Genomic DNA, 17,669 nt, shown 5'->3' with positions numbered 1-17,669 from the left:
CTGCTTTGTTTTTAGAAATGGAATGATGATGATTAATATAGAACGAGATAGGATTCAATTTGTATTACTGCAATTACTCTTTGGACTGTGTGCTATTGCTTTTGGCTGCGTAGTAATTTCTCCTAATCTATCCGCCAAAATTTTGGGCCTGGCAGGTATTACTGCATTCCTAATTTTCATACTGGATATAAAAAACTTCAAAAAGAATGATGCATTCTGGCTTTGTTTGGTTCTGCTGATCATCGGGTTTTGCGATCTGATCTGGTATCGGATGTATAAGATTGATAGTGCCGCGATCAACTCCTATCGCGCTTATCTTGAAGTCGGTAAAATCTGCCTGTTTGGCGCATTCTCCATTTTCGTGCTTGTGAGCAGGCATCAGTTCAAAATTGGCAGCAATAAGATTCATATGCTTCTGGTTATTGCACTGCAGATGATGATTATTGGCTACGCAGGGTACCAGCATCTTTTTCTTGAAAAGCAGAGGGTAACGCTCTCCCTTGCAGGAGGGGCTGATGCAACTGGGGCTGCTTATACCATTGCATTTATCTCGTTTTACACGATTCTGGTGTTACAACACAGTTCAAGCAGATGGAAAGAGCTGTTTATCCTTGGGCACTTTTTTATAACCTTCCTGGTGCTGGTGGCAACAGAAACGCGGGCAGCCATTCTCACCTATCCGATTATTTTCTTCGGCTTGCTGGTGGTAAAACTGTACAAGGAAAAGCATATACCGTGGAAGGGTGTATCTGTTTTCCTGATTGCTTTGCTGGCTGGCGCATTTATGATGAAAGACAATCTGATAAAACGTTATAACGACTTTAATCATGATATAGTTTCCTATGATAAAGCGAACAGTGTTACTTCGGTTGGTGCCCGTTTAGCGATGTGGAAGACGGGGCTGATTGCGTCTAAACATAATTATTTATGGCAGTCTACAGACGAGCGGAACATCATAATCCGTGAAGAAATAAAAAAAGACCCAAGCCTGTCAGGCGCGCTGGGTTTCATTCGTGGACATCTTCATAATGAAATCGTTGAAACGCTTTCTGTAAAAGGCCCTTCAGGTCTTATTCTTTATATTCTGTTTGTTATGTCACTTGGTTGGTATGCACTGCGTAAACGAAACAGTATAATTCTGTTCGCTTTCCTGGTCTCGATTGTAATGTTCGGGGTGGGTGGTGTGATGTTCTATTCAAAAACAACGCCTGTTGCCTGGATGCTAACGCTGATAATGTCGGTTGTTTTCCTGGAACAGAACAAACATCGTCCGGTCATTAAGTAATCGTTTTGATTCTCCAACGGGAAACAGGTATTCTCCCGATGGAGAAATATTTTTACCAGACGAGCTCGCCATGAACGAACTGATTTCAGTTATCATCACCACCTACAACAGAGAAGAGTTGCTGGAACGCGCAATTCGTTCAGTTATTGCGCAGACATACACCGCAGTAGAATTGGTTATTGTTGATGATTGTTCTAATGAGAAAACCTCTCAACTCATCGAACGTATGCGCGCAGAGTGTGAAGCGCGTTTTGTGCATTTTATCTACGAACGTAACGAAAAGAACAGCGGTTCTAACTTTAGCCGTAACCGGGGCTATGCGCTTTCGCACGGTGTGTTTGTAACGGGGCTCGATGACGACGATTATTTCCTGCCAGAACGTTTGATGAAACTCGCTGAGCGGTATGATGATAAGTATGCTTTCGTGACGGATACCCCCGCCAGGCTGGACAAAACTCACCGTATCTATCCAGATACTGACGATAAAAGAATAATTGAACTACAGGATATTCTGTGTGAAAACGTGGTGGGCAATCAGGTATTGACCACCAGGGAAAAACTGTTAGGTGTCGGTGGCTTTTCTCCAGAAATTAAACAGCAGCAAGATCGCGATGTCTGGATTAAATTAATTCTTAAATATGGCCCAGGTATAAAATATAGCTTTAGTACGGCTATGGTGGATGCTGAACACGGAAGTAATCGGATTACCTCGCAAGTTAAAAAATACAACGCATATCGTAAACTCTATTTTAAATATCGCCAGCATATGTCTGAAGTGACTCGCAGTAATAATTTGTTCCAGCTTATGTCGTTTCGCGGTTTTAAATCAACGCGCATGAATTGCTTACTTCGTGGGCATAAAAAAGACGCTAAGTTAAAAATGAAGCTGCTTCGCCGTACGCTAAAAGAGCTATTCTGAAATTAACAAGGTGAAATGATGAATCTTAATATGATGAATAAACTCATCAAGAAAACCCGGCGCTGGCACAAAAAAACGGGTTTTTCTCTTTTTCAGCGTGCGGCCAACCATTTAGAACGGAAGAAAAAAGAGACGATTTTTAGCGTTATTGATGATCTGAATGTTCAGCCCGACGATTCATCCGCAACGGAATCGATGCAATCGCGTCTCATCTGGATCTGCTGGTTCCAGGGGCTGGATAGCGCGCCTGAACTGGTGAAACGCTGCATTGCCTCCGTACAACGTAACTCGCCGGATTCGCAGGTCATCATCCTGACGGATGAGAATATCCCAGACTACCTTACTCTCCCTGAACACATCAAAACGAAATACCACGCCGGGCTTATCAGTAAGGTACAATACTCTGATATTGTTCGCTGTTCGCTGCTGTATCAATATGGCGGGATCTGGATGGACGCGACGGTGTTCATGACGAAGCCGGTACCGGAAACATTTTTTGAAAATACCTTTTCATCACTTCGTTTTGATTCGTCTGAAAACGCATTGAGCCAGGGCTACTGGACAGCCTATTTTCTTGCAGCCCAAAAGGGGAGCGCGCTGGTGAAAATGGTACGGGATATTCTGTATCGCTACTGGCAGCACTATGACAACCTGATTGAATACTTCCTCATCGATTACAGCTTCTTATATGTGCGCGAACGCTATCCGCAGTTTCGTCTGGTCATGAATCAACAACCGGTCACTGGGAATAATCGCTTTTTGATTCGCCAGTTCATCTCAGCGCAACCTGATTTGGCGGCTTTGACGACGCTAAATGAGGATCCTGTAGGCATTTATAAGCTCTCGCACAAAGAACAATACCGTATTTCAGATAACGGACAGCCAACGATATACAGCCAGATCCTTGATGGCTCCTTCCACCTTGAATGAAAAAAAAGCCACTATGACGGTGGCTCAGACTTTAATCTAATAAGGTCAGTGCAACAACGGACTGACCACCATACACAGAGACCCTTCCTCACTGCAGCACAAGTTTGAAACCATCAGCCTCTCCGTCGCCTCCACTCTCAGCCAGAACCGTATCCGCCGTTTTCACGACAGCGATGTCTTTCAGTAGATTTTTGACCATATTGTAGAGCAGGCGCTGGGTCAGGAAATGGCGAACGGACGCGTTCTCTATACCGACAGCACCCACCTGAAAGCGAACGCGAATCCGCGCAAGGTAGTGAACGAGCAGCGCCCGGAAGGCGTCAGTGAATATTTCACACAGCTTAACGCTGCCGTGGAGGCCGACAGGAAGAAGCACGAAAAAAAAGCCGCTGCCCGGCGTCAAAAAGACGCCAGAAAAAGCAGCCACCGTTAAGAACACCAAAGTGAGCACCACTGACCCGGAAAGCGGCTTCATACACCGGGACAACAAACCGCAGGGGTTGGATCACCGCACGGCTGAAACAAAAGAACCCCACGCAAAAACATGGGGTTCGTCAGCAGTCTGGAAAGTACTTTCGGGCGCTTTTTTACGGCTTCTTCACGTTTCTGGCATCAGCAATCATTTTTCTTCGCTTTTTTATCCACACACTTCTAAAGTTTGTTGATTATCCGTTTATGGTTACAGTGCCTATGTTCAAGCTCACCGTTTGTTTATTGACCTGTAATTCTGCGCGTTTATTGCACGAGGTTATCCCGCCACTGTTAACGGTGGCAGATGAAATTGTCGTTGTGGACTCCGGCAGTACGGATACCACGCCGGATATTTGTCGCGAATATGGACTTTCTATCCACCATCACACCTATGCCATGCACGGCGCGCAGATGAATTATGCCGTTGATCTGGCGAGCAATGACTGGGTGTTGTGTATGGACAGTGATGAGATCCTGGATGCCGAAACGGTCGATTTTATTCTGGCACTGAAAGCCGGGGATGAACCTTCCGCCGATCGCGCCTGGCGCATCGCCCGATACTGGCATGTGCTGGGTGAAGAGGTACGCACCATTTACCCCGTCTCCTCTCCCGATTTCCCGGTACGGTTGTTTAATCGTACCCAGGCCCGTTTTAACCACCGTCCGGTGGACGACAAAGTTGAAGGCAAGATTATTGCAGTAAAAATGCCGGGACGGGTGCGCCACGACACGTTTTATAACCTCCATGAAGTGTTCAACAAGCTGAACAGTTACACCACCCGTCTGGTGAAATACCAGCCTGTCCGCCCCTCAATTGGGCGCGGCATAATCAGTGCGATCGGGGCGTTTTTCAAATGGTATCTGTTTAGCGGAGCCTGGCGTCAGGGCAAAGTTGGCGTGGTGACAGGACTCTATGCCACCGCCTACAGCTTTTTGAAGTATTTCAAATCCTGGTATCAGCATCAGGAGAAAAAAGAGCCCGTTGCGAAAGAGCATACGGACTCTCAGACGGCAAAATAAGCGTCAGGCAATCACGCTTTTTTTCCCCATCCCTGCCACTGCTGCTGGACGTATTTCACCAGCGTACTGTTGCTGATGCTGTCACCAATGACAGAGAAGAAGCGAGTCGCGTAGACCGGTTCAGGCGGCTGCTTCAGCACGCAGCGCTTCACGCCGCGGAACGGATTACGCGGCGCTGTCGGCGCGGGCTGTGCAGAATTCGGCGTAGAGGTATCCACCTGCGGCTCGTTCAGCAGATCGCTCGGGCGCACCAGCGTGATATCAGAAGGTAACGTCGGCAGCATTTGTTGCAAAACGCGAACGGTAGACGGGTGCGGGTGACCGATGGCGATGGCCGAGCCATTGCGGCGGGCCAGCTGTACCGCGCGATTAAACTGCACGCGGATATCGGCTTCGTTCTGGGTATCATCCAGGAACACTTTACGCTTAATGACTTTGACGCCCGTTCCCTGTGCGGCACGCATCGCCTGACTGTTGCCGATGGTCATGCTGTCGAGGAAATAGAGGTTGTAGCGCTCCAGCGCCTGCATCACTTTAAGCATCCCGTACAGGCTCGAGGTCATCGCGCTGCCCATATGGTTGTTCAACCCTACGGCATACGGCACTTTGTTGTATGCGTCGCGGATGATGCGCTCGATCTCATCGCTGCTCATATCCGGGCGCAGGGTGTCTTTTTCCAGCGGCTGCTTGCTGAGCGGTGCCATCGGCAGATGGATGAGAACCTGATGCCCGGCGTTATGGGCTTTAGTCGCCATCTCACGCGCGTGGGGCGCATTCGGAAGGACGGCGACAGAGATGGCTGACGGCATCGCCAGCACCTGATTTTCATAATGTGGACGATAACCGAAGTCATCAATCACAATGGCGAGTTTACCTGCATATACCGGTGCAGCCAGCGCCAGTGCGCTGACGACGGAGAGAACAATGCGACGAAATTGAAGCAAAACTTATCTTCCCAACCACGGCTGTGGATTGACCGCCTGACCCTGACGACGAATTTCGAAATAGAGTGACGGGCGGCCCTGACCGCCACTGCTGCCCACAAGGGCGATGGGTTGGCCCGCGCGCACCTGTGTGCCGACGCTGACCAGTGCGCTCTGGTTGTAGCCGTAAAGGCTCATATCGCCTTTACCGTGTTCGACCACGACCACCAGCCCGTAACCCTGCAGCCAGTCGGCCAGAATCACGCGGCCATCAGCGATGGCTTTCACTTCGCTACCTTCAGACGCACCGATAACTATCCCTTTCCAACGTAGCTCACCCTGCAGCTGTTCGCCATAGCGATGCAGAATTGAACCACGAACGGGCCAGTAAGCCTGACCGCGAGGCGAGCCCAGGCCGCCGGTACGTGACATCAGGGAACGTTCGCTTTCGCTTGGCTTGTAGGTCGTCCCTTTACGGGACGCTTCCTGCTGTTTGTCGCGAACGGCCTGCGCCTCGCGGGCCTCTTTTTCAGCGCGCGCTTTTGCCGCGGCTTCCGCACGGGCGATGCTGTTACGCAGTTTTGATTCGTTGGCGCGCATTTCGCTCAGCTGGCTCTGACCTTCCTGAATGGAAGATTCAAGGCCGGAAAGGGTTTTCTTACGCTCGTTGCGGGCCTGCTCAAGTTTTGCCTGCTGGGCCTGCTGATCGTAGAGCAGCGTCTGCTGCTGGGTCTGCTTCTCTTCCAGCTCGGCTTTTTGCGTGGTGACCTCTTCGCGCGTCTGCTTCAGCTGCGCGATAGTCTCCTGACGCGCCTGGTTCAGGTAGCCGAAATAGGCCTGCAGGCGCTGGCCGCGCTGGCTCTCTTCACCGCTGAGGATCAGTTGCAGACCGGTGTGTTCACCCTGGCGGAATGCGGCATCAAGCTGTGCGGCAAGGTTGCGCTCCTGCGCATCGCGTTGCCGCTCCAGTCTGGCAATCGACGCGTTCATCTCGTCGATCTGCTTATTCAACTGGGCGAGGGTGTTTTGCGTTTCACGGAGTTTACGCGTGGCGGCAGAGATGGCCTCTTCCTGCTGCTTAAGCTGGGCGAGCAGGGCGGCGCGCTGCTGCTGCTGCTGGCGTACCGCACGCTCTTTGGCGGCGATATCGGCCTGAATGGATTTCAGCTGGTCGCGGTCATCCGCGTGGGCGGATGCGGCGCACAGCAATACGCCAGCGCTGAGTGCGCTGGCGTAAAACAGAGGTCTGACTGATAACCTAAGCGGCTTCACGACCCATGTGATTGAAAAAATCGCCTTTCCCCTCATGGGGAGCGATTATTCCACGATGAACAGCGGCTTACCAGTCATCTCTTCAGGGATCGGCATCCCCATCAGCGACAACATGGTTGGCGCGATGTCAGAAAGCTTGCCGCCTTCCACTGCTTTCAGTGATTTATCACCGACATAAATCAGCGGAACGGGCAGGTTGGTGTGAGCCGTGTGCGCCTGGCCGGTCGCCGGGTCGCGCATCTGTTCAGCGTTACCGTGATCCGCGGTGATCAGCAGCTGGCCGCCAACGGATTCAACCGCTTTCGCGACCTGCTCAACGCAGTGGTCCAGCGCTTCAACTGCTTTTACTGCCGCTTCCATCACCCCGGTATGACCCACCATGTCGCCATTCGGATAGTTACAGATGATGGTGTCGTACTTGCCGCTAACGATTGCCGCCACCAGTTTTTCGGTCAGCTCAGCAGAGCTCATCTCTGGCTGCAGATCGTAGGTGGCGACTTTCGGGGAATTAATCAGAATGCGCTCTTCGCCAGGGAACGGCTCTTCAACACCGCCGTTAAAGAAGAAGGTGACGTGCGCATACTTCTCTGTTTCGGAAATACGCAGCTGCGTCTTATCATTCTTCGCCATCCACTCACCGAAGGTATTCGCCAGTGAAGCGGGTGGATATGCGCATGGAGCTTTGATATCAGCGGCATATTCGGTCAGCTGGATGAAGTTAATGTTCACCACTTTCTTACGGGCAAACCCGTCGAAGTCGCTGTTGACAAACGCACGGGTAATTTCACGCGCACGGTCAGCACGGAAGTTCATGAAGATCAGCGCGTCGCCATCTTCCATCGCGGCATCCGCCTGGCCTTCAGCACGAATCACGGATGCTTTCACGAATTCGTCGTTTTCATCACGCGCGTAGGCGGCTTCAAGCGCTTCAACGGCGGTCGCGAACTGGAATTCACCTTTTGCCAGGGTCATCAGGTCATAGGCCTGTTCCACGCGATCCCAGCGGTTGTCGCGGTCCATGGCGTAGTAACGACCAATAATGGAGGCCACGCGGCCTTTACCCAGCGCGGCGAATTTGTCTTCGAAGGCTTTCAGGGAGCCTTTTGCGCTGCGTGGTGGCGTATCGCGACCGTCCAGGAAGGCGTGCAGATAGATTTTGTCCGCACCGCGCTCAGCAGCCAGTTCAACCATCGCCATGATGTGATCTTCATGACTGTGAACGCCGCCTGCAGAGAGCAGACCCATGATATGTACGGCCTTGCCAGCGGCAACGGCGTTATCGACGGCATCGCACAGCGTTGGGTTGGAGAAGAAGGTGCGTTCTTTGATTTCAACGTCCAGACGCGTCAGGTCCTGATACACAATACGTCCGGCGCCCAGGTTAACGTGACCCACTTCGGAGTTGCCCATCTGGCGGTCCGGCAGACCCACTTCCAGGCCAGACGCGTCAATCAGCGTGTGTGGACGTTTTGCCCACAGCGCATCCATGACGGGGGTTTTGGCGGTGAAAATAGCGTTATCCTGGCTGTCTTCACGGTAGCCATAGCCATCCAGAATCACCAGTACCATAGGTTTTTTAGAAACCGACATTGCGACAACCTCATGCTCAAGAGTCAAAATTTGCGTAATTTTACTACAGCTGAATCGATCAAATAGCCGCAGAAGATCAAAGAAAGCGCAAGGGCAAGGTGCTTCTCAGACCATTTTGAGGCATTTTTTTAGGTGGCATGCCGCAGAAAATGGATTAGGTTAGGGTCGCTGGCTGTATTTGCCACAACGCACAGGTATACTCCTGTCCTGGTTTTTTTAATCACTAAGTCGGGAGTAGTTACCCTCCATGCAAGAAATTATGCAATTCGTTAGCCGCCATCCGGTTCTGAGCATCGCGTGGATTGGCCTGCTGGCCGCTGTGCTGTTCACCACATTTAAGGGTCTGACGTCTAAGATTAAGGTTATCACCCGTGGTGAAGCGACGCGTCTGATTAACAAAGAAGATGCCGTCGTAGTCGATCTGCGTCAGCGTGACGATTTCCGTAAAGGGCACATTGCAGGTGCGATTAACCTGCTGCCTGCTGAAATCAAAGCGAATAACGTGGGCGAGCTTGAGAAGCATAAAGCCCAGCCGATTATCGTTGTTGACGGTACCGGCATGCAGGCGCAGGAATCCGCCAGCCTGCTGCATAAAGCAGGCTTCGAAAACGTATCTGTGCTGAAAGAAGGCATTTCCGGCTGGAGCGGGGAAAACCTTCCTTTGGTGCGCGGTAAATAAGGAGTTCAGTGATGGCCAATATTGAGATCTACACCAAAGCGACCTGCCCGTTCTGCCATCGTGCGAAAGCGCTGCTGAACAGCAAAGGCGTCACGTTCCAGGAACTGCCTATCGACGGTGACGCGATTAAACGCGAAGAGATGATTCAACGTAGTGGTCGCACAACGGTTCCGCAGATTTTTATTGATGCGCAGCACATTGGCGGCTGTGATGACTTGTATGCGCTCGACGCCCGTGGTGGACTCGATCCCCTGCTGAGCTAAGAGACTTTAGGACAATTAAAAAGGGTTTTTCCATGTCAGAACAAAACAACACCGAAATGACTTTCCAGATCCAGCGTATCTACACCAAGGATGTCTCTTTCGAAGCGCCAAATGCGCCGCACGTTTTCCAGAAAGACTGGCAGCCAGAGGTTAAACTTGATCTGGATACCGCATCAACCCAGCTGGCTGATGACGTGTATGAAGTCGTACTGCGTGTGACCGTGACCGCCTCTCTGGGCGAAGAGACGGCTTTCCTGTGTGAAGTACAGCAGGGGGGGATCTTCTCCATCGGTGGTATCGAAGGTAACCAGATGGCGCATTGCCTGGGTGCATACTGCCCGAACATTCTGTTCCCGTATGCGCGTGAATGCATCACCAGCCTGGTTTCCCGCGGTACATTCCCGCAACTGAACCTTGCGCCAGTTAACTTTGATGCGCTGTTCATGAACTATCTGCAGCAGCAGGCTGGCGAAGGTGCTGAACAACATCAGGATGCCTGATGAGCACTGTTAATGCGTCAATGACTGTGATCGGTGCCGGCTCATACGGCACCGCTCTTGCCATCACGCTGGCAAGAAATGGTCACGAGGTGGTCCTGTGGGGCCACGACCCAAAACATATCGCGACGCTGCAGCGCGACCGCTGCAACGTGGCGTTTCTTCCGGACGTTCCGTTCCCTGACTCCCTGCACCTGGAAAGCGACCTGGCGACCGCGCTGGCGGCCAGCCGCAACATTCTGATTGTCGTCCCGAGCCATGTATTCGGTGAGGTGCTGCGTCAGATTAAGCCGCTGATGCGCCCGGATGCACGCATTGTGTGGGCGACGAAAGGGCTGGAAGCCGAAACCGGACGCCTGCTGCAGGATGTTGCCCGTGAAGCGCTGGGTGATGACATCCCGCTGGCGGTGATTTCGGGCCCGACCTTTGCCAAAGAGCTGGCCGCTGGCCTGCCAACGGCGATTTCGCTGGCATCAACCGATCAGACCTTCTCCGACGATCTGCAACAGCTGCTGCACTGCGGCAAGAGCTTCCGCGTCTACAGCAACCCCGATTTTATCGGCGTACAGCTGGGTGGGGCGGTGAAGAACGTGATTGCGATTGGTGCCGGCATGTCCGACGGCATTGGTTTCGGTGCCAACGCACGTACGGCGCTGATCACCCGCGGCTTAACCGAGATGTCCCGCCTTGGCGAAGCGCTGGGTGCCGATCCGGCCACCTTTATGGGGATGGCGGGCTTAGGCGATCTGGTGTTGACCTGTACCGACAATCAGTCCCGTAACCGCCGCTTTGGCATGATGCTCGGACAGGGCAGCGATGTGAAAGCCGCGCAGGAGAAGATTGGTCAGGTGGTTGAAGGCTACCGCAATACCAAAGAAGTTCGCGAATTGGCGCACCGGTTTGGTGTCGAAATGCCAATAACCGAGGAAATTTATCAGGTATTGTATTGCGGAAAAAATGCGCGCGAGGCAGCATTGACCTTATTAGGTCGTGCGCGCAAGGACGAGCGCAGCAGTAACTAGTCGGAACCGTTATCACCTGAATGACCCAGCCAGCGCAGAACTGGCTGGTCATTATACTATCGTCTGGAGTTAGCAATGCCGTGTGAAGAACTGGATATCGTCTGGAATAATATTAAAGCCGAAGCCCGGGCGTTGGCCGACTGTGAGCCGATGCTGGCCAGTTTCTACCATGCAACGTTACTCAAGCACGAAAACCTCGGCAGCGCCCTGAGCTATATGCTTGCCAACAAGCTGGCGTCCTCGATCATGCCCGCCATCGCCATTCGTGAAGTGGTGGAAGAAGCTTACGCCGCTGACCCGGAGATGATCGCCTCTGCCGCCTGCGATATCCAGGCCGTGCGAACCCGTGACCCTGCCGTCGACAAATATTCTACGCCGCTGCTGTACCTGAAAGGCTTCCACGCCCTGCAGGCTTACCGCATCGGCCACTGGTTATGGAATGAAGGCCGCCGCGCGCTGGCTATTTTCCTGCAAAACCAGGTTTCCGTAACCTTCCAGGTGGATATTCACCCGGCCGCGAAAATTGGCCGCGGGATCATGCTCGACCATGCCACCGGCATTGTTGTCGGTGAAACGGCGGTCATTGAAGATGACGTCTCGATCCTGCAGTCGGTTACCCTGGGCGGTACCGGTAAAACCAGCGGCGATCGCCATCCGAAAATTCGTGAAGGGGTGATGATTGGCGCGGGCGCCAAGATCCTCGGCAATATTGAAGTGGGGCGCGGCGCGAAAATTGGCGCGGGGTCTGTCGTGCTGCAGCCTGTGCCGCCGCACACCACCGCCGCTGGCGTGCCGGCGCGCATCGTCGGCAAACCCGACAGCGATAAACCGTCCATGGATATGGACCAGCACTTCAACGGCATTCACCATACCTTTGAGTACGGTGACGGCATCTGAGATTTTGCCCGGTGGCGCTGCGTTTACCGGGCCTACCTTAGAATGGCGCCCGGATACCCAAGCTGGCGCCATGCTTCATAGACCACCACCGACACCGCGTTCGACAGGTTCATGCTGCGGCTGTCCGGCATCATCGGAATACGGATTTTCTGCTCAGCGGGCAGGGCATCCAGGATTGTGGCGGGCAGGCCGCGCGTTTCCGGGCCAAACATCAGATAGTCACCCTCCTGATAGCTCACGGCGCTGTGTGCGGGCGTCCCTTTAGTGGTCAGGGCGAACATGCGCTGCGGCTTTTCGCTTTCCAGAAACGCGGCGTAATCAGGGTGGCGCACCACGGCGGTAAATTCATGATAATCCAGCCCTGCGCGGCGCAGACGTTTGTCGTCCCACGTAAAGCCCATCGGCTCAATGATATGCAGGCGAAAACCGGTGTTGGCGCACAGGCGAATAATATTGCCGGTATTTGGCGGAATTTCTGGTTCGAATAAAACGATGTTAAGCATACTGCCCCCTTAATTGCGGGGGCAGAATAGCAGAAAAGAGAGGGACTACGCGACGCCGGGTTCCTGCAGGCGACAGCGCAGCATTTTATAGACGGTGGCCCCCGCAGCGACCAGTGCGGGCAGGCTGAGGATCATTAAAATACTGTCTGCCTGCCACTGCAGCGAAAGCAGTTGCGCGCTGGTCATGGTGCCCGCCACGCCGCCAAAACGGCCGATCCCCTGCATCCAGGCGATGCCCGTCGCGCGACATTCGGTGGGGTAAAAGGTGGCGGCCAGGGTTTGCATGCCCGATTGCGCGCCGTTCATCGCGATCCCCATCAGGAATATCAAGGCGCCAAACAGGACGATATGGTTATGCTCAAGGCCAAGCAGCAGGATCAGCCCCATGGTCAGGACAAATCCTCCTGCGACCACTTTGTGCGCCTCCCAGCGGTCCATCATCCAGCCTGCGAGCAGAATGCCTACGGTACCGCCAAAGGTGAACAGTGACGTCAGCCAGGCGGATTCCGTCAGAGCATAACCCATCCCCTGCATCAGCGTCGGCATCCAGCTCAGCAGGACGTAATAAATCACCAGCCCCATAAAATAGGTCACCCACAGCATCAGGGTGCCGGGTAGCCAGGGCATGGAAAACAGCTGCGCCACGCTCCCTTTTTTAGAGGCGACCCGTTCCTCCTGGAGGAAAAAGCCGGTCACGCCGTCCAGCGTGCTGCGGGCGAACCGGCTGGCGATGCGGCGGATCTGCATCACGTCTTTCCCGCGCTGCACCAGAAATTTCACCGACTCTGGCAAAAACAGCGCCAGCAGCAGCGTTAATATCAGCGGGGCAATCGCGCCGGTCAGCAGTACGCTCCGCCAGCCATGATGAGGGATCAGCCAGGAGGAGATCGCTCCGCCGCCCGCCGCGCCCAGCGGGAAACCGCAGTACATGGTGTTAATCGCCATGGCGCGACAGCGCTGAGGGGCAAATTCTGAGATAAGCGTGATAGCGTTAGGCATTGCCGCCCCCAGCCCCAGCCCCGTCAGGAACCGCCATAGTGTCAGGGTGTTAAGGGTTTGCGCCCAGGCGGCCCCCAGGCTTGCAAGACCAAAGAACAGACACGAAAAGACCAGCACGCGCTTACGCCCCATTCTGTCCGACACCGGACCGGCGATCAGCGCGCCCAGCGACAGCCCCAGCAGCGCCGCACTGAGCACCGGCCCCAGATCCTGTTTATGGATACCCCATTCAGCCGACAGCGTAGGCGCAATGTAGCCCATCGCCGCCGTATCAAAACCATCGATCGCCAGGACCAGAAAACCCAGCACGATAAGAAGCCAGTGAAATCCTGAAAAGCGACTGTCATCGATTACCTGCTGAATATCCACCTTGCCTGAATACGTCATACGCACCCCTCTGATGTGATGTTGTTTTTGTGTTCTTGTATTTGCTTGTCTATACAATTGCGGACGGCAGGGGGATGTCAAATTTTCTTATCCAATATGTTACCTGGATGTTATTTTTGGCATAAAAAAGCGCCCGAGGGGGAATCGGACGCGTGAGGGAAGGCAACGGGGGGAAGCGTCAGGCGGCGTTACCCTGTGCAAGGGGAGCCAGCGCTGCCGGTAATTTATTTAACTCCTGCACCAGAGAATCTTTACTGATTTCGCTGATCGTTTTCGCACCGGTCAGCGTCATCGCCACCTTCATCTCTTTTTCGATCAGGTTAAGCAGATTTGCCACGCCAGCCTGGCCGCTGGTGGCCAGCGCATACAGATAGGCCCGACCCAGCAGCACGCTGTCGGCACCCAGCGCAATCATACGCACCACGTCCAGTCCGTTGCGGATGCCGCTATCGGCCAGGATGGCAATATCGCCTTTCACCGCATCGGCTATCGCCGGCAGGGCGCGCGCGGAAGAGAGCACCCCGTCAAGCTGGCGTCCGCCGTGGTTAGAAACCACAATCCCGTCTGCGCCAAAGCGTACCGCGTCGCGGGCATCTTCCGGGTCGAGGATCCCTTTGATCACCATCGGGCCGTCCCAGAATTCGCGGATCCACTCCAGGTCTTTCCAGGAGATGGACGGATCGAAATTGTTCGCCAGCCAGCCGATGTAATCTTCCAGCCCGGTCGGTTTACCCAGATACGCCGAGATATTTCCCAGATCGTGCGGACGGCCGTTGAGACCAACATCCCAGGCCCATTGCGGATGCGTTACAGCCTGCCAGTAGCGGCGCAGGGCGGCGTTCGGGCCGCTCATGCCGGAGTGGGCATCACGGTAGCGCGCGCCGGGTGTCGGCATATCGACGGTAAAGACCAGCGTGGAGCAGCCCGCCGCTTTGGCGCGCTCCAGCGCGTTTCGCATAAAGCCGCGATCGCGCAGGACATACAGCTGGAACCACATTGGGCGCTTGATGGTCGGGGCCACCTCTTCGATCGGGCAGACGGACACGGTAGAGAGGGTAAACGGAATGCCTTTGGCATCCGCCGCGGCGGCCGCCTGCACTTCCCCGCGACGGGCGTACATGCCGCACAGGCCTACGGGCGCAAGGGCCACCGGCATGGCGAGCGTCTCGTTAAACAGTTTTGTCTCAAGGCTCAGGTCAGACATATTTTTCAGCACGCGCTGGCGCAGAGCCACCTCCGAAAGATCTTCCACATTGCGACGCAGGGTATATTCGGCATACGCCCCGCCGTCGATGTAGTGGAACAGGAACGGGGGCAAAATGCGCTGCGCCGCGGCGCGGTAGTCACTGGCTGCTGAAATAATCATGCTTTGTTCTCCCTGGAAATATCACTGTCGCCAGGCAGACGGGTAATACGCGCCTGTCGGGCCTGGTCTTCATCGAATCGTTTAATGGTGGTGTGCACGAAGCCCAGATGCGCCATCATTGCTTTGCGCGCGGCCCCGGCATCACCGGCCAGAATGGCGTTGAGCACCGCCTCGTGTTGTTCAGTGAGCTGGGCAAACACCGGCGGGACCAGATACATGCGCTGGCGGCTCTGCTTCACGGAGGATTGCAGCAGGTCGAAGAAACCGCGCATGGTCTGGAGCAGCACCACGTTGTGCGACGCCTCGGCAATTGCCAGGTGAAATCGCACGTCCGCCTGGGAGGCGATATCCGGGTCGCTGCTTTGCGTGGCCTCAAAGCAGGCTTTGAGCTTCTCTTTGTCGGCCTCGGTTGCCCGCATGGCCGCGTGCCAGGCGGTACTGGTTTCGATGGCGTGACGCGCTTCAAGGATGTCGAAGCTGTAGTCCGGGTCGTTCTCCATCAGTGTTTTCAGCGGCTGTACGATGTTTTGTTCGGACCAGTCGTCATGCTGCCAGCGTACAAAGGTGCCGCCGCCGCGACGGCTCACCAGTACCCCTTCGCTGACCAGCGTGGCCAGCGCTTCACGCAGTGAGTTGCGTGATACGCCAAGCTGGGTGGCGAGCTGGCGCTCGGCGGGCAATTTCATGCCCGCTTCCAGCTGTTGTTCTTCAATCAGCGCCCGCACGCGAGAGGCAATCTCGTCGGACAGGCGTCTGGGCATCACTATCATGGGATCATCCAGGTTAAGACATAGGCCTGCAGGGTGGTAATCACCCCGACCATGCAGGTGAATATCAGGCTGTGTTTCACGGTAAAGCGGAACAGATCCGACTCTTTACCGACCAGTCCCACCGCCGCACAGGCAATGGCGATGGACTGCGGAGAGATCATCTTCCCGGTCACGCCGCCGGTGGTATTCGCGGCCACCAACAGCACGTCTGAGACGCCGATTTGCTGGGCGGCCGTCGCCTGCAGGGCGGCGAACAGGGCGTTAGACGAGGTATCTGAACCGGTCAGGAACACCCCCAGCCAGCCGAGGAACGGCGAGAAGAAGGTAAAGGCGTGGCTGGTATGCGCCAGCGCCAGTGCCAGCGTCGATGACAGGCCGGAGTAGTTCGAGATAAACGCGAACGCCAGCACCATGCCGATGGAGTAGATCGGCAGCATCAATTCTTTAATGGTCGCCGCAAAGGTCTGCACCGCAGCGGCAGGCTTCATGCGCAGCCACACAACAGAAAGAATAGCGGCAAACAGGATGGCGGTGCCGGTAGCGGAGAACCAGTCGAATTTATAGACCGCGGCATACGGCGTGGCGGCGTGCACCACCGGCGGCATACGGGCGACCATCTTATCGAGGAACGGCACAGAGATGTTAATCACCATGTCATACAGCGCGCCACCTGGGGCAAACAAGGCCTTAAACGGCGGGATGCTCCAGAGCGTCACCGTGGCAGTCAGGAACAGGAACGGCGACCATGCGCGGATGACCTGGCCTGCGGTATAGCCTGTACGCGCCAGGGTTTGATCGACCTGTGAGGCGCCCATGTCGGCGAAGCGGAAAATACGTACCGGCTGCCAGCGCTTCAGGAACAGCGTCAGACAGACCAGCGAGACCAGCGAAGAGATGATGTCCGGCAGCTCCGGGCCGAGGAAGTTGGAGCTGAGGTACTGTGCAATAGCGAACGAACCGCCGGCGACCATCACCGCAGGCCACGTCTCTTTCACGCCGCGCCAGCCATCCATAATCGCCATGATCCAGAACAGGACGATGATGGTCAGGAACGGCAGCTGGCGGCCAACCATCTGGCCAATCTCAAAGCTGTCCAGCCCGGTCACCTGGCCTGCGACCAGAATCGGGATCCCCATTGCGCCAAACGCCACCGGCGCGGTGTTCACAATCAGGCACAGTCCCGCGGCATACAGAGGGTTAAAGCCCAGCCCGACCAGCAGCGCGGCGGTGATCGCCACCGGTGCGCCGAAGCCAGCGGCCCCTTCAAGAAACGCCCCAAAAGAGAAACCGACAATCAACATCTGCAGGCGCTGATCCGGCGTGATGGAGAGGATCGACGAGCGGATAATGTCGAACTGCCCGGTTTTCACCGAGATTTTATAGACAAACACCGCGGCGATGATGATCCACGCAATCGGCCACAGACCGTAGAAGAAACCGTAGACGACGGAGGCCAGGGCGCGATCGACCGGCATTTTGTAGAAGAACAGCGCCACCAGCAGCGCGATGGCGACGGTGTACGTCGCGGCAAGGTAGCCCTTCAGCTTGAGCTTAATCAGCGCAAAGAAGAAGAACAGGATCGGCAGCGATGCGATCAGGCTCGACAGCCAGATATTTCCGGCCGGGTCGTAGTTTTGTTGCCAGAGGCTCATGCAGGTCTCCTGAGGACCAGACAGCCTGCGTTGCGGGTGAGTCTCCGCTCATCTCTGCGTCACAGTCTGTGTAAAAGTGGTCCTGCCAATATTGTGTTGTAGGGTTAATGACAATGAATGGTTAACCAGATGTTATGAGCTAGCAATGGTTTTGTGAGCGAAAATGATGGAATTGTGAACCGGGGGAGGATTGATTGCGCTATTGGTTGGACCAATTCACGCGA

17 protein-coding genes and 1 pseudogene are annotated in these 17,669 nt (G+C 54.8%); 10 read left to right on the top strand and 8 right to left on the bottom strand.

Annotated elements, in window-relative coordinates; all coding sequences use genetic code 11:
* Positions 1-22 precede the first annotated feature (22 nt).
* The 5 genes and pseudogenes from EKN83_RS11600 to EKN83_RS11580 all read left to right on the top strand — a co-directional run bounded on the left by EKN83_RS11600 (position 23) and on the right by EKN83_RS11580 (position 4,625).
* The gene (locus tag EKN83_RS11600; RefSeq protein ID WP_312845067.1) at positions 23-1,285 is read left to right on the top strand and encodes an O-antigen ligase family protein; all 1,263 of its coding nucleotides are present in this window, start codon (positions 23-25) and stop codon (positions 1,283-1,285) included.
* Between the two features lie 70 nt (positions 1,286-1,355).
* On the top strand, positions 1,356-2,204 hold the full coding sequence (locus EKN83_RS11595) for a glycosyltransferase (RefSeq protein ID WP_126800955.1): 849 nt from the start codon (positions 1,356-1,358) through the stop codon (positions 2,202-2,204).
* A 30-nt stretch (positions 2,205-2,234) separates the two neighbouring features.
* Entirely contained in the window at positions 2,235-3,134 is a 900-nt protein-coding gene (locus tag EKN83_RS11590) for a capsular polysaccharide synthesis protein (protein WP_260591225.1), read from the top strand.
* A gap of 127 nt (positions 3,135-3,261) precedes the next feature.
* A pseudogene (locus tag EKN83_RS11585) lies at positions 3,262-3,661 on the top strand (IS5/IS1182 family transposase); the annotation flags it as partial.
* 163 nt (positions 3,662-3,824) lie between these two features.
* Entirely contained in the window at positions 3,825-4,625 is an 801-nt protein-coding gene (locus EKN83_RS11580; RefSeq protein WP_126800954.1) for a glycosyltransferase family 2 protein, read from the top strand.
* Between the two features lie 11 nt (positions 4,626-4,636).
* On the opposite strand, the gene EKN83_RS11575 is transcribed toward EKN83_RS11580, so the two are convergent.
* Genes EKN83_RS11575 through gpmM form a run of 3 tightly spaced genes read right to left on the bottom strand, consistent with a single transcriptional unit; the run spans position 4,637 to position 8,410 of the window.
* Positions 4,637-5,569 (bottom strand): divergent polysaccharide deacetylase family protein, encoded by a 933-nt coding sequence (locus EKN83_RS11575; protein ID WP_045286242.1) that lies wholly within the window; start codon positions 5,567-5,569, stop codon positions 4,637-4,639.
* Positions 5,570-5,572: 3 nt separating this feature from the next.
* Positions 5,573-6,832 carry a murein hydrolase activator EnvC gene (envC, locus tag EKN83_RS11570; protein ID WP_025758434.1) on the bottom strand — a complete coding sequence of 420 codons (1,260 nt, stop codon included), beginning with the start codon at positions 6,830-6,832 and terminating at the stop codon, positions 5,573-5,575.
* 33 nt (positions 6,833-6,865) lie between these two features.
* Positions 6,866-8,410, bottom strand: a complete 1,545-nt coding sequence (gpmM, locus tag EKN83_RS11565) for a 2,3-bisphosphoglycerate-independent phosphoglycerate mutase (protein ID WP_126800953.1) — start codon at positions 8,408-8,410, stop codon at positions 6,866-6,868.
* Between the two features lie 247 nt (positions 8,411-8,657).
* Here gpmM and EKN83_RS11560 point away from each other — a divergent pair, with 247 nt between their 5' ends.
* From EKN83_RS11560 to cysE, 5 genes are all read left to right on the top strand, one after another.
* A complete protein-coding gene (locus tag EKN83_RS11560) occupies positions 8,658-9,089 on the top strand; it encodes a rhodanese-like domain-containing protein (RefSeq protein WP_013094920.1) in 432 nt (143 codons plus the stop codon).
* A gap of 11 nt (positions 9,090-9,100) precedes the next feature.
* Entirely contained in the window at positions 9,101-9,352 is a 252-nt protein-coding gene (grxC, locus tag EKN83_RS11555; protein ID WP_010426371.1) for a glutaredoxin 3, read from the top strand.
* Positions 9,353-9,384: 32 nt separating this feature from the next.
* Complete coding sequence (gene secB / locus EKN83_RS11550) at positions 9,385-9,852, top strand: protein-export chaperone SecB (RefSeq protein WP_003860835.1); 468 nt, start codon at positions 9,385-9,387, stop codon at positions 9,850-9,852.
* Positions 9,852-10,871 carry an NAD(P)H-dependent glycerol-3-phosphate dehydrogenase gene (gpsA, locus tag EKN83_RS11545; RefSeq protein WP_025758430.1) on the top strand — a complete coding sequence of 340 codons (1,020 nt, stop codon included), beginning with the start codon at positions 9,852-9,854 and terminating at the stop codon, positions 10,869-10,871. Before secB ends, gpsA begins: the two co-directional genes overlap by 1 nt.
* A gap of 75 nt (positions 10,872-10,946) precedes the next feature.
* Positions 10,947-11,768: a serine O-acetyltransferase gene (gene cysE / locus EKN83_RS11540; RefSeq protein ID WP_008502718.1), complete on the top strand. Its 822-nt coding sequence runs from the start codon at positions 10,947-10,949 to the stop codon at positions 11,766-11,768.
* Positions 11,769-11,800: 32 nt separating this feature from the next.
* Here cysE and trmL read toward each other — a convergent pair whose 3' ends face one another.
* The 5 genes from trmL to lldP form a co-directional block, all read right to left on the bottom strand.
* A complete protein-coding gene (trmL, locus tag EKN83_RS11535) occupies positions 11,801-12,271 on the bottom strand; it encodes a tRNA (uridine(34)/cytosine(34)/5-carboxymethylaminomethyluridine(34)-2'-O)-methyltransferase TrmL (protein ID WP_025758428.1) in 471 nt (156 codons plus the stop codon).
* A 45-nt stretch (positions 12,272-12,316) separates the two neighbouring features.
* Positions 12,317-13,657 (bottom strand): MFS transporter, encoded by a 1,341-nt coding sequence (locus tag EKN83_RS11530; protein WP_126800952.1) that lies wholly within the window; start codon positions 13,655-13,657, stop codon positions 12,317-12,319.
* Positions 13,658-13,835: 178 nt separating this feature from the next.
* Positions 13,836-15,023 (bottom strand): FMN-dependent L-lactate dehydrogenase LldD, encoded by a 1,188-nt coding sequence (gene lldD / locus EKN83_RS11525; protein WP_126800951.1) that lies wholly within the window; start codon positions 15,021-15,023, stop codon positions 13,836-13,838.
* Positions 15,020-15,793: a transcriptional regulator LldR gene (gene lldR, locus EKN83_RS11520; protein WP_095449919.1), complete on the bottom strand. Its 774-nt coding sequence runs from the start codon at positions 15,791-15,793 to the stop codon at positions 15,020-15,022. The genes lldD and lldR overlap by 4 nt, the downstream gene beginning before the upstream one ends.
* A complete protein-coding gene (lldP, locus tag EKN83_RS11515; protein WP_014882014.1) occupies positions 15,790-17,445 on the bottom strand; it encodes an L-lactate permease in 1,656 nt (551 codons plus the stop codon). The genes lldR and lldP overlap by 4 nt, the downstream gene beginning before the upstream one ends.
* Positions 17,446-17,669: the final 224 nt, after the last annotated feature.

The sequence above is a fragment of the Enterobacter sp. WCHEn090032 genome, assembly GCF_003986875.1.
In the GTDB taxonomy this organism is placed as follows: domain Bacteria; phylum Pseudomonadota; class Gammaproteobacteria; order Enterobacterales; family Enterobacteriaceae; genus Enterobacter; species Enterobacter sichuanensis.
This window is presented reverse-complemented; position numbering and strand designations above follow the sequence as displayed.

Coding starts and splice junctions, on each gene's coding strand:
- EKN83_RS11560 (WP_013094920.1), top strand. CDS start 8,658: ATGCAAGAAATTATGCAATTCGTTAGCCGCCATCCGGTTCTGAGCATC.
- EKN83_RS11530 (WP_126800952.1), bottom strand. CDS start 13,657: ATGACGTATTCAGGCAAGGTGGATATTCAGCAGGTAATCGATGACAGT.
- lldP (WP_014882014.1), bottom strand. CDS start 17,445: ATGAGCCTCTGGCAACAAAACTACGACCCGGCCGGAAATATCTGGCTG.
- EKN83_RS11600 (WP_312845067.1), top strand. CDS start 23: ATGATGATGATTAATATAGAACGAGATAGGATTCAATTTGTATTACTG.
- lldR (WP_095449919.1), bottom strand. CDS start 15,793: ATGATAGTGATGCCCAGACGCCTGTCCGACGAGATTGCCTCTCGCGTG.
- trmL (WP_025758428.1), bottom strand. CDS start 12,271: ATGCTTAACATCGTTTTATTCGAACCAGAAATTCCGCCAAATACCGGC.
- lldD (WP_126800951.1), bottom strand. CDS start 15,023: ATGATTATTTCAGCAGCCAGTGACTACCGCGCCGCGGCGCAGCGCATT.
- EKN83_RS11590 (WP_260591225.1), top strand. CDS start 2,235: ATGATGAATAAACTCATCAAGAAAACCCGGCGCTGGCACAAAAAAACG.
- gpmM (WP_126800953.1), bottom strand. CDS start 8,410: ATGTCGGTTTCTAAAAAACCTATGGTACTGGTGATTCTGGATGGCTAT.
- EKN83_RS11580 (WP_126800954.1), top strand. CDS start 3,825: ATGTTCAAGCTCACCGTTTGTTTATTGACCTGTAATTCTGCGCGTTTA.
- secB (WP_003860835.1), top strand. CDS start 9,385: ATGTCAGAACAAAACAACACCGAAATGACTTTCCAGATCCAGCGTATC.
- cysE (WP_008502718.1), top strand. CDS start 10,947: ATGCCGTGTGAAGAACTGGATATCGTCTGGAATAATATTAAAGCCGAA.
- grxC (WP_010426371.1), top strand. CDS start 9,101: ATGGCCAATATTGAGATCTACACCAAAGCGACCTGCCCGTTCTGCCAT.
- gpsA (WP_025758430.1), top strand. CDS start 9,852: ATGAGCACTGTTAATGCGTCAATGACTGTGATCGGTGCCGGCTCATAC.
- EKN83_RS11595 (WP_126800955.1), top strand. CDS start 1,356: ATGAACGAACTGATTTCAGTTATCATCACCACCTACAACAGAGAAGAG.